This window comes from Agarivorans sp. OAG1, from assembly GCF_037076485.1.
GTDB classification, from domain to species: domain Bacteria; phylum Pseudomonadota; class Gammaproteobacteria; order Enterobacterales; family Celerinatantimonadaceae; genus Agarivorans; species Agarivorans albus.
Window position 1 is genome coordinate 1991238 of the sequence record NZ_AP028990.1, and the last position, 11926, is coordinate 2003163.

Genomic DNA, 11926 nt, shown 5'->3' on the forward strand with positions numbered 1-11926 from the left:
GGGGGATGCGTTTTTAAGGCTCATAGACTTTTTCTTCGTGTTCTAGGTTTTGAAAAAGGTTTTGTCGCCAATCAAACTCGAGGCTGCGGTCGTTGGGGGTGGGGTTGTAGTAGTAGGTGAATCTAATAGCGCCTGCGCTTTTTTTCTTTACTTGTGATGAAGTATTAATATAGCCTAGTATTTTTCCATAATTTGCGTTTATTATTTCACCGTCACTATTGATCTCGGTATTTACGCGAAAAATATAACCTAAAGCTGATTCATCATAGTTTAAAAGTCGTTTGCTTTCCAAACCTTCTCTTGACTTCTTAAGTACTAGGCTGTTTTTATATGATTGACTATAAGCCAAATAAGGGAATTTAAATTCAGAAGTACTAGTGTTTTTGCTTACTTCAATTATTCCATCTAGTGAATTTGGGAAGGTTATATTTAGTTCGCTGTGGTGATTCCACATATCTACATACTCCCCATCAAGGTTAAAGTAGATATGGGCTGTGCTTCCCTTACCATAAGGTGCAACCCAATCTGCTTGCTCAAAGTCAAAACCAATCGACGCTTGCTTCTTGGGAAAACGAAGAATATGTGTTTTGGCATACATGGCGGTGGGTTTTTTCTTTTTACGTAGCTCGATGATGAGGTTTTGGAGGTTCTTGTTAGTTCTTAGTTTAGTTTGGTAGTAGCCTTCTTTATTTACCCTAAAAACTACAGCTAGATTTTTTCGGCCGATAGTTTGGAAAACTCCCTCTTTATCTGTTAAATCCTTAATGTTTTCGCCATCAATGCCTAATCGACCGCCAGCAAATACTTCAGCACCTTCAACTGCTAGCCCGTCTTGGTCGACTACTTTGACTTTTACCGTGGTAAAGTTTCCCGCGCAAGCGCTCATGTTAAACAGTAGTAGGCATAGCATTAGGCTTTTAATTATTATCATTGGAGGCGTCCTCAGCATTAAGCAGTTCAAGTAACTTATCAAAAGTATGGTGTACAAAGGGTAGCGGTAGGTCTTTAAAATCACTATGAAGCCAATCATAGGGGTACTCATCATCAATTCTTTCGCTTGGCCAGTAGGGGGCGTTGCCGCCGGGTGCTTTTGGTCTTAGCGCTTGCATGTTGAAGTTTCTATTATTATCCGGATCATCCAACTGTCTAATCGCGTTTGTAGCCACTGCAAAAGAACGGGCGGGAATCGCATGGGCTAGCAAGCTCCATAGGGTATGGTTTTTGTTTTCTGGAGAAAACAGTTCTAGCATATCTTGCTGGCTTGGGCCGCTGCTGCGCATGTGTTCAACGTCTCCTATGGGGGCGTAAAGCTTACTAAACTCAAAACGGCGAAAAAAGCCAAATTGGGCTAAGTGTTGGTCACTAAGGCGTCCATCTGGTTTCATTTGTTCCATAACTTGAGACTCTTTATATTGATGGTATGTATCCCCGCCTGGGCCTTGCGCGATTTGAACTCGGCCAATGTATTCTAAATCATCGGCATTGTTATTTGCTGTCCAACCGCCTTGTCGCCGAGAAAATGCGGCTGCTAAAGTATTCGCTGAACCTTTGGCCATTTCTTGGGCCAGCCAAGCATGCCGATTAAAGTCCCAGTCAAGTATTGGAATACCAGTGAGGGAACCCGCAATATAGCCTCCAAAGCTCTCGTCATTTTTGGCGTTTTCTAATACATCATCGCCGGGCGAGTAGAAGTTATGTACGACACTTAGTGCGGGCGCGAAAATATTGTTCCAGGTTAGGTCTTTTCTAGGGTCTGTATCTGGAAATAGTTTATGCCACTCTGAGGCGAAAAGTTTTTCTGGGTAGCCATGCATGTCCTTTTCACGCATACAGTCTTTCATTAGCCCTGTAGGTGCACAATCACCTTCTATCTGGTTGCCATCGTAAGCCTCTAGAGGTACTGCAGCATTAAACATAAAGTATTTGTCTACCTCTAAGCTTTGATGGGAGATAGCATTAGATACCACCACGTTGCCTAAGCTGTGAGCTGCAATATAAGTCTTATTTGCATTTGCAGTTTTCTGCTGTATTGCTGCGGGTAGGTATTGGCTGGTATTGAATGCATTGTAAACCGCAGCGTGATAGTCCTTTCCTGTGTCTCCATACCATGTTACTCCCATGAATCTGCCTTTAAAACCTAACCTATATAGGCGTTTAAATATGGTTGAATGCCAAGTCTCAGCAGCTTCGGGGCCAACCCTAAAACCATGTAAAAATACAAAGTAGTTGTTTTGTGAACGGCTGTCTGGGTAGCCTAATGGAATAGATGCCCCTGTATCTGGTAGACCATGTTGGTCGCCATCCATCACCGGATTGGGTACATTACGAAGGTTAGCATGCCTAAACATATGTTGTACTTTACTCGGTACCACCCATAAAGAGGCTTTCGCCACGCTTTTGTCGTCTGACTTTTGAGTTATATTTAACACTAACTCAAAGGGGGACTGGTAGCTGGTTTCGGTTTTTGCTTCTATGAATATTACCCCGCCGATACCCTGAGCTATGCGGTTCACAAACTCTTCATTTAAGGCGATGCCCTCATCATTAATAAGGGTTACCTTAGCATTTTTATATTTTTCTGCAGTGGGGGGGTGTTTTAATAAGGCTTCTGGCCTTAGTTCTAATTGGGTATTTTCTGGATCGATATTACTGTTTGGAACATCACCAAAGAAGGCAATAGCGGATTCTTTTTGCTGCAAACTATATTGGTGCTGCGAGGTAGGGAAGCGTTCTAAGGCTGCTGTTAAATCAAGGTAAACAGGGAAAAAATCGACAAGGTCGTGCAGTCCATTGACTTCGTCGTCACTATAATCGGGAACAGAAGTAGCAGACTGACCCGTTGGAGGGCGACTCTTTAAATTTCCGTTGTGGTTATCATTTGACCAAATTAATAAAGGTGTGTTGGCAGTGTTATTCGTATCTTTAATTTGATTGTTATCGTTAGTTTTACGGATTTGACCGTCGTGATTCATGTCGGCAATTAAGCCAAAAGACTGAAAGGCATAATCCCAAAGAATATTCTCTGAGTCTTGATTTAAGTACAAACGCAGTGAGATGTAATCTTCTGGTTCTAACTGCGATAAATAATCAAGTGCAGACTGAGAAAAGGTGATTGTTCCATCAGCAGATATTTGCAACTTTAACTCGTTTTCTCCTAATGCGAGGATAAAAGTTTGCGCAGATTCTGAAGATAAGCGGTCGTACTCACCGCCTAATAGGCTATAGAATGCTGCGAGTAACTCATCTTGGCTAAGAGTTTCGTTAGCAAGAGAGTCTTGGTCAATATGTAGCTTGTTATTGCTAGATGCTAATCCGGTAGTAAATTGATAACGACTAAATTGGTACTCTGGCCTGTACAACCATTGGTAGCTTGGTAGTGGTTGATTGGGTTTGTTTTGAGCGAGGTTGGCTGCTTGGTATTGCTTACTTAATGCATTGTAAGCCATCCATTGCTGCAATTGCTCGGCCTCATCGTGCAGCGGTGTGAGTAGCGGTACAAAATTACTTGGCCTGCCAGCGAAGTCTTGGTTGCTTCCTGCAAAACTTGGGGCATTGTTGGCTGGCTCTGCCGATACATGAATATAGAAGTGATTGGGCACGGTGTCGTCATTGGCAAATTTTATCACTTGAGTTTGGCGATTGGGGCGAATAGAGAAATGAGATAGTTGAGAGCCAGATGCGTCATCTAGTAAGTTTGGGGCCACAATTTTAGCCAGCCGACCTGTAAAGCCATAATCTTTACCATTGTTGTTGGCTAAACCACTAGGGAGGGGGCTTCCATCGGTGTTTAACCACTCGGTGTAAACCACTAATTCGTTGTCGGACAGCAGACTTGCGCCTTCGCTTCCGATTAGGTAATGATGGTTTTGTCCGCTGGTTATGCCATGTTCAGTATTGTATTTTCGCTCAGCCCATACTTTTATATTGGGTGGCCTTAGTATTATGGGGTCAAGGGGGGTTGAATTGGCAATGCTTGTGAGCTGGGTGCGTATAGTGCCCAAGTAACCCGTTGAACGGTTGATGGCCACAATATTCACCCATTCACCGGGTTTTAAGTGATTTGACGCTCTTTGCTGGTAGCTAGCGGTATAACCTGCGGAGCTGCTCCAGTCGGCAAAGGTTTGCCCCTGCACGATGTCGGCGCCCATGCTAAGGGTACTGGCGTTTAGACCCCTTAGGGTTATTCGATAAAAAGGTGTGCTACTGTTCGATTCTGTTGCTTTAAGGCCCTGCCTATTTACAATTATTTCGCCAGTGGACTCTCGAAATACCAAAATGTCGGTATTGGCTAAATCACTAGTACTTATAGAGGTTAATAAGCCAGTATCACTTAAGATACTTTGGCCATCAGCCTGCCTAATTAAGTCTGGTTCTCTATTTTGAGTAAGGTTTGAGCTAAACCATACTCCCTGTATCGAAGCTTCTTCTCCATTTAATTCTGTGGTAAATCTTTGTACTTGTTGTTGATTTTGGCTAATGGTTTCTAAGCGCCCTAGCTTTGTTATATCGGCTATACCATCTTTATCAAAATCAAAGTACTGCTGTGCCACAGGCGTGTTAGCGGCAGCTTTTTGTTGGTAGCGCGTTTGGTTACTAATTGCTACGTTATTTCCGTTTGCATTTTGTATTGATATTTGCCCAGATAAAGACATTATATCGATGAGTAGTGGTACTTGTGTTTTTGGGATACTCTGCAAATTAAGTTGTTGAGTAATATGGGATTCTACGCCACTTTGTAGTAGCCCAGGGCCTAACTGAGGGGTGCTCATGCAGAAGTCATAGGTGTCTGCGAATATCCAATAGGGGAGTTGCGCTAAACCTTGTGGATTAAAGGCTTGATAGTGAATAGGCGCAGCTAACTGAACCGTATAATGATTACCCCATGGACTGCAATAAGGCAGATAGGTTGTTAAGGTAAACAAGCCATTCCCATTGGTTATTGCTGCTTCGTTTTCTCGGCCCGTAACAGATACTCTTACCCCTTCGATTGGTCCATATATTTGGTGAATGCTGGGGTCGTAATATAGGTCAGTGTTTACATTATTGCTGTCTCCAAAGAAGCCTACTTTGGGGCCTACAGCGCCTTTGTAGGAAGCTAAGACAGCTCCTCGCCTATCGATGATGAGAGATTTGTGCTCTTGAGGTATGGTGTAATTTTGGCTTAGATCTATGTCGAAGTTAAGAAGTATTAGATCGGTAGATGCGGTTAATCTGTCTGTTTGACCTCTTACCAACACACTTTTAGTGTTTGGAGACAATGCAGGTTTGTTTATTGCTTTGCTTGAGGCATCAAGAAAATTTGTAGAGTTGTATTGAGACCGCGTTAGCAATTGCGCGCTTCGGCCTAAATCGTTAGCATGTGTAGCCAAGTAGCTTTGTAGCTTTAGTTGCTGGCTTAAGTAATAAGCTGAGGGTATCACTTTAAGTTGTGAGCTGGCATGGGGTAAATTGACGGGGCCGGCTTCACTTCCATCTTCGTTATATTCTACCCAAATTTCTTCGCCGTTTTCATCGGTGATTACGGTATTTGCCATTACATAACCATACTTGACTCTAGATTGAACAATACTCGATTGAGAAGCATGTCCTTGGCTAATAAACAGCAGAAAGATTAGTGATAGTAAAGTTTTGCTGGGTATGCGGAATTGGTCTACAAAACCTAAAAACATAATGTACATCTTTGTTACTCGCTCAGGTTTTTGGTAATGGCGGCGGTGAGTTCAAGCAAGCTTTTCTCTCCGTCAGCAACTTCTGCGGCCAAGCTTTGTAGCTCGTGGGGAATCCAACTAGCTCCTATATAATCTAAAGAGCCTGGCGTGACAGGGTGTTGGCTAATAAGGTGACGGTTATCGTTTATTTTGGCCACCCCAATAGGTGCTATCACACTCTTATCTGGTTGGTATGCAACTAACATCATGTACTCGCCTACATACTGCAAATAATCGTAGCTTTCTTGGTATTTGGGGAGTTTGATGTCAACGGCTACGCTGCCATCGAAAGTTATGCCTTTAGGCTGAGTTGCAAACGCCCAAAGCGGAGCAAATTCACTAATAAGTGGCGCATTGATGGTAGATGGTGACGCTAACTGAACGTAAACCGTACCTTTATCGAACCCGTCAGGGAATAACACTATGGCGTCACTTAAGTCTAATTTTACATCTCCACCAGCAAGCGCCGCTTGTTGGTTACCACTGTTTATAAACTCGGCAGGTAGTGCGGTATTAATTTGACTTACTCTTAACATGCCTTGGTCGTTTCGTCGTTGCGCTTTTATGTTTATGGTTCGGCGTTCTTCGCTCATACCCGGTGTATGCATAGCCCTGTTAATAATTAAAGTGTATGAGCCTGTAGCGAGGGGTTGATCAGCTGTACGTTGGTAACCAAATGCAAATCCGCCGTCGGCATTGGTTGTTGTAGATAATTGCAAAGCCGGAATTTCGACTTTAATACCCGCTAAGGTTTGATTAAATTGGTCACTTACTGCCCCGGTGATTAAGGTAGGCAGGGAGCGTGTAGTAAATTGATGTCTGCTTAAGGAGCTGCCTTTGTAATTTACTTCTACCTCTACGCTAGCTCCGTAGCCCAATGGGGTTTTAGGGTATACCGCAACGGTAGTTGCATTAGGCAGTTGTGCGAGGCTAAAGCTAACGGGTTCTCGGTTTCTAAAAACTTGCTGCAGGGTATAGCCTTTGGCTTGTAAAAAATCGGTACCAGGAGCGTCATTATTAATGTAGGTATAGCCATTAAGGGTTTCTAGTACACTTACTTGCAATTGGCTTAAATCAATTTTTTGATTGAAATACAGCTCTATTGCTTCGTTGGGCTCGGCGTATTTGGCTCCGTTTTCGGGCTTAACTTTTTGTAAAACCAGTGGCACAGACGCTAGGGCGACTTGGCTTACTGTTGCGGATGCCCTAGCTAATGCTGCGTTGTCCTCGTCTAGCACGGCAAAGTGAATGGTTACGTCACCCTCTTGTATTGGCAAGGTTAGCTCGCCGCTGGCAACAGTGGCCGAGGTATTAAGAACTATAGGGTCTTGTTGCGTTATCCATGCTGCCACTTTGCTGTTTTGTGGCAGTTGGTCGTAACTCACCGCTACTTGAACTTGATTGGCTGATTCGGCCAACATAAATGTAGCATTGTTAGGCGGCAGCAGAGGTTTTAAGTTAACACTGCTACTAGATTGGAAATGGAGCTCTTTAGTGACTTGATTACCGGCAAAATCAAAGGCACTTATGACTACAGCTAAGTTGCCATTTGCTGGCATATCTTGTTGGCTGCTAAATAAATACTGATCAGGTGTATTACTGGGTATTAAGCTTAGTGCTTGGTTGTTGATAGATGCGCTAGATATGTTGTTGTCGGTGATACTACCATCAATCGTAATAGTGCTTTGATTTACTTGGTTTACTGCTGGTATAGCAAGGTAGTTGTTTACTGCAATCGTTGGCAGTTGCTTGTCTCTAGTTACATTTACTGTAGTAGAAGCGCTGTTCCCCAAACTGTCGACAACTTCGATAGTAATAGCCAAGTTGTTTTGGTTTGCGGGGAAGGGCAGTTTTTTGTTTATACGAGTTATAAGCTGTTGGTTTTCTGAATAAGAGATAAGGTCACTATTAGAGAGCGTTTGACCGTTTATTAGCACGTTTACTGCACCGCCGTAGCTAACTACACGGGCAACTATAGTTAACTCGTCTTGATTGATCACCGCTCCTTCTAAGGGCGCGTTTATCTGTATGCTTGGTGGTAATACCTCAGTGTGGCCTTGTGGTTGGTAAACCAGTTGTAGTTGTTGGGTAGCTGTAGCAACATTGTGCCCTTGAGCAACTAGGGTAAATACGTTGTAGCCTAAGTCTAGAGTGAGGTTTTTGGCTGCAAAATAATAGACATTCTCGCTACTGTTGAGTGTTGGTATCACCAAGGTTTGATTTATTCGTATACCATCTACCACTGCCTCTTTAGGAACGTGCAACTCTCCTGATATTGTTACTAAAGGCTCAGTGATTATACTTTGATTGCTGGGGCTTAGGTTTTTCCACGATACCAACGATAATCGCTTTATACTGGTGCGTGCTGTGCTTATATTGCCGCTTAAGTCTTCTGCTAAAACACTAAGGGTATTCTCTCCGTAAGATAGGGGAACCTCGGCAGAGAAACTGTCACTTGAAAGTGTCGCGTCAAACGTCGTCGAAAACAGGTTGTTGCTTACAATTACTCGAGATATCCCTGAAAGTACACCCTCTGGGTCGTTAACTTTGCCACTAATTTTTATCGTGGAGGCAGTGGTGGTGGGCGGTACACTATTTATAGTAACAATAGGAGGTGTTACATCGGGATCTGGCTGATAAATAATATGGTGTTCAAGCGCAGTAACTCCGCTTGGTGTTGATAGCTGGAAATAAATTACATTTTTGCCGATAGAGAGTGGAAGATCGTTAATTGAAAATGTAAAGAGTTCTGGTGTATCAAGTTCTGAAAGAGGGTAGGCCTTGTTATTAACCTTAAGTTGAATATCACTCAATGGCCAAGTACTTGATACTTCGCCGGAAACTGCTATTGGCGAAGTTTTTACGGTTGCTTGACTTGGAGGAGATATGTTGTTTATCACATCGCCGACCTCACGTTGTATGGCTATCGAAGCATTTGCCACAGAGCGACCATTTCTTCTGGCGACTACATTTAAGGTATTGGTACCTATAACAAGAGGAATATTTGCACTAAATTGTGTCTTGCTTAACTCTGAGAGCGTAATTGAATCGCTCGTTTGAGTATTGCTTATATGTAATTCTACACCCTCTAAATCGGATTTTTCACCAGATTTTGGCTGTATTTTGCCTTGCAAGAAATAGTGGCTTTGTGTGGTTGGCGAGTTTGCAGGATCTAAATCTATCGAATAACTCGGATTTGCCTTAATAATGCTAGCTAAGAATTTGAATAATCTATAAAAGATAGAGTCAGGGCTGGTAATTTTTAGCTGAAATCGATTCTCTCCATCAACTAAGCTTACCCAGTGAGTAAAACGGTACTGGTAGATAAATGGCTTAGATGCCCGGCTAGAAGCGCTGTCTGTTCTTGCCGCTGCAACTTGTGAAATTAACTCAAATTGTATCGGCTGGTCGTCTATATATACCGTTATGTCTTCTGCTGGCCAGGTGCTAGAAAATGTCCCACTTAAGGTTGTTGAGTCTCCAATGACCTCTGTATCATTTGGAGGGTAAGTAGGGATAGCTTCTTGGTCATCTTGAAAATTAATTTCTAATGTCTTCGTTAGTGTATAGCGTTCATTAACAGTGGCTGTGACAACTATAGAGTTGAGGCCTGGTTCAAGCTTTAACCAAGAGTAAAATTGTTGATTTTCTACTTCGGCTTCTATAGGTAACTGAGAATTTAGACTTATTTCAACCCTAAGTTCATTGCTTGAGGTGTGGGCTATTTCACCTTGCAGGCGAATTTCGGTAAAGGGTGTTGTTTCTGGTAAGGGGGTAATAACTAGAGTTGCAGGCTCGCTGCCTCCTTCCCAGAACGGACACCCTGCCAGCATCAAACAAGCAGCCGTTAGTATTAGACTACGGCTAAAATTTGAAGCAGAACTAAATGGAGATATTAATTTAGATCTATTTTTCTTTATCCATAAAGGTAGAGCTAGCATCCTGCCATTCTCACTAGGTTGTTATTGTTGAGGGGCGTTGTTCCATTCAATAATTGCGGCGTTAGTGGCTATATCCGAAGCTTCTTTGACCGCTTTTTTAAGCTGAATAGGGGCTAATCTTTTACGTATATCAACGCTGACTTCTGAAAGCGGCTTTGGCGGTAGCTGTCGTTTAGATAGCAAACGTAATATGTAAACGTCGCCATTGACGAGTGTAGGTTTAGACGTTGAGCCTATAGGCAAATTATTGGTTATGGCTTGAAGCTCTATCGGTAAAGAGCTTGTTTCTACTAACTCTGTTTTTAAATTTAGGTTGAGCTGGGTAAAAAGAGCTGATGAGGCCGACCAGTCTTGTTGACTTCGCAAACTATCTATTTTTTCAAAAAGCACCTTACGTTGTTGCTCTACGGTATTGGCTGCTTGAATCGCTAGCTCCAAATTTAACTGTTCAACTGCACCAAACTCTTCGGGGTGCTGTTGGTAGTAATTAGTCACCATAGCCGAACTTACGGGAGTAGGAGTTACGTTTTGTTGCAAAAACTGTTTAACCAGTAATTCTTCTTTGAACGCAGCTACTTTCAACTCAATTTGTTTAGAGGCCTCGCTGTCTAACTGTTGAGCAATCGCCTGACTCATTGCTTTGCTGGCGATTAGGCTGTTTATAATTGAACTACGCAGTTCGGGGTTGGCATGGTTGCGCTCTTCTTCACCAAACATTTGGGTAATTGTAAAATTTACCATTTCTTCAGTGATGTTTTGACCGTTCACACTAACGATTACTGGTGATGTTAAAGTTGGCTGCGATAGGGGGGCTGTATCTTGCTCACAACCCACAATCAACATTAAGCCTGCAGCGCTCATTAGCTGAGCTAGTGTTAAAGAGAAAAGTGATTTCATGTTTTACTCTTTTATAGCTTGTTTAGTTACCTTTACGTCTTGCTTAAGTCGCTCAATCTCTGCAGATTTTGCTTCACTGCGAAGCTGATAACGAATTGAACCTTCAACTGCTTCTAAAGGTTTTCGCGCAGTTTGCGGTTCTTCGAGTAGAGTAACGATATGAAAACCAAAAACAGTGCTAAAAGGTTCTGAAATTTCACCTTGTTTCAATTTGAAAGCTATTGAAGAGAACTCTGGACTCACTGCTCCTTCAGATAACCAACCAAGATCGCCACCTTTATTGGCTGAAACAGTATCTTCCGATACAGATTTAGCAATTGCTTGGAAGTTTTCTCCAGATGTTAATTGGCTATGTATTTGACGGGCCAAAGTGAGTTTGGATTGCCGCTCTTGTTCACTCATCCTGTTGTTTGTTCTAACTAGAATGTGTGCAACACGTGCTTGCTTAGTTTCGTAAAGTGAGATGTTGTTTGCGTAATATGCTCGAACCATGTCACCGCTAACGCGCTCAGCTAAAAATTTTTCGAAGTAGCGATTTATATAGAGCTGGCGCTTTAAATCAGCTACTTCTGCAGCGATAACTTGCTCGTTAATAGTGTTTTCTTTGGCAATCTCTTGAGCTAAAGACTCTTTATAAACTAAGTCGTTTAATACTTTTTCTTGTATTGCTATATCATTTTGTGGAATTCTTTTGTACGTAAGGTAGGCTTCGAAATCACTTCTAGTTATTTCTTTATCACCAACTTTCGCTAATACATTGCTATCTTCGCACCCATTAAGCAACGTTGAAGTTAACAATATCAGTGCTAGACCTGCTACTTTATTTCCTTGCATGGCAAACTTGTTACATCCTTATGTACAAAAAGACTAAATAATACAAGTTGGCAATTATCATCTCCTTTCTATTAATTTACAAACAATATTATTAATTAATGTCTGATATGGGTAGATTTTAGTTTTTGTTAAGGTGTTATACCGCTCTAGTTCTTTTCACTGATGTGTATAAAAATTTGGATGCAAGCATAATGTTTTGGTTTTGTTGATGATTTTTTGACTGTTACCTTGTGATATTGGCTGAATGTTAATCATTTGTGGCAGGATATTAGATATTATGATTTTATTGATTAAAATGTTCATATTGATATTGAGTAGGTTGGTTGAGTAAGTTAATATCCGCTGGTTATTAACAGTATGAGATGAAATGGTAGATATTTCTTTGTATGGATGCAGGGGAGTTATCATTTACTTGTTGCCTTCTCTAAGTAGTTTTCATCGTTAGTACCACTAAATTTATTTGCGAATGATCGCTTTTGGAGAACATGGATGTATAACCGCAGGCATTTGCGTTGTGTTTTATTTTTATTAGTTTTTGTGTCAGGA

Annotated in this window: 5 protein-coding genes; all 5 read right to left on the reverse strand. The window is 42.0% G+C overall.

The window, feature by feature from the left end:
* Nucleotides 1-13: 13 nt before the first annotated feature.
* Nucleotides 14-931 carry a hypothetical protein gene (locus OAG1_RS09325; RefSeq protein WP_338626006.1) on the reverse strand — a complete coding sequence of 306 codons (918 nt, stop codon included), beginning with the start codon at nucleotides 929-931 and terminating at the stop codon, nucleotides 14-16.
* Complete coding sequence (locus OAG1_RS09330; protein ID WP_338626008.1) at nucleotides 918-5678, reverse strand: hypothetical protein; 4761 nt, start codon at nucleotides 5676-5678, stop codon at nucleotides 918-920. Before OAG1_RS09330 ends, OAG1_RS09325 begins: the two co-directional genes overlap by 14 nt.
* Nucleotides 5679-5683: 5 nt before the next feature.
* Nucleotides 5684-9541 (reverse strand): hypothetical protein, encoded by a 3858-nt coding sequence (locus tag OAG1_RS09335; RefSeq protein ID WP_338626010.1) that lies wholly within the window; start codon nucleotides 9539-9541, stop codon nucleotides 5684-5686.
* A gap of 129 nt (nucleotides 9542-9670) precedes the next feature.
* Nucleotides 9671-10546, reverse strand: coding sequence for a peptidylprolyl isomerase (locus OAG1_RS09340; protein WP_338626013.1), 876 nt, complete (start codon nucleotides 10544-10546; stop codon nucleotides 9671-9673).
* Nucleotides 10547-10549: 3 nt separating this feature from the next.
* Nucleotides 10550-11380, reverse strand: a complete 831-nt coding sequence (locus tag OAG1_RS09345; protein WP_338626015.1) for a peptidylprolyl isomerase — start codon at nucleotides 11378-11380, stop codon at nucleotides 10550-10552.
* Between the last annotated feature and the right edge of the window lie 546 nt (nucleotides 11381-11926).

Excerpts from the sequence above, each read along its gene's own strand:
- OAG1_RS09325 (WP_338626006.1), bottom strand. The coding sequence starts at position 931 with ATGATAATAATTAAAAGCCTAATGCTATGCCTACTACTGTTTAACATG.
- OAG1_RS09330 (WP_338626008.1), bottom strand. The coding sequence starts at position 5,678 with ATGTACATTATGTTTTTAGGTTTTGTAGACCAATTCCGCATACCCAGC.
- OAG1_RS09335 (WP_338626010.1), bottom strand. The coding sequence starts at position 9,541 with ATGCTGGCAGGGTGTCCGTTCTGGGAAGGAGGCAGCGAGCCTGCAACT.
- OAG1_RS09340 (WP_338626013.1), bottom strand. The coding sequence starts at position 10,546 with ATGAAATCACTTTTCTCTTTAACACTAGCTCAGCTAATGAGCGCTGCA.
- OAG1_RS09345 (WP_338626015.1), bottom strand. The coding sequence starts at position 11,380 with ATGCAAGGAAATAAAGTAGCAGGTCTAGCACTGATATTGTTAACTTCA.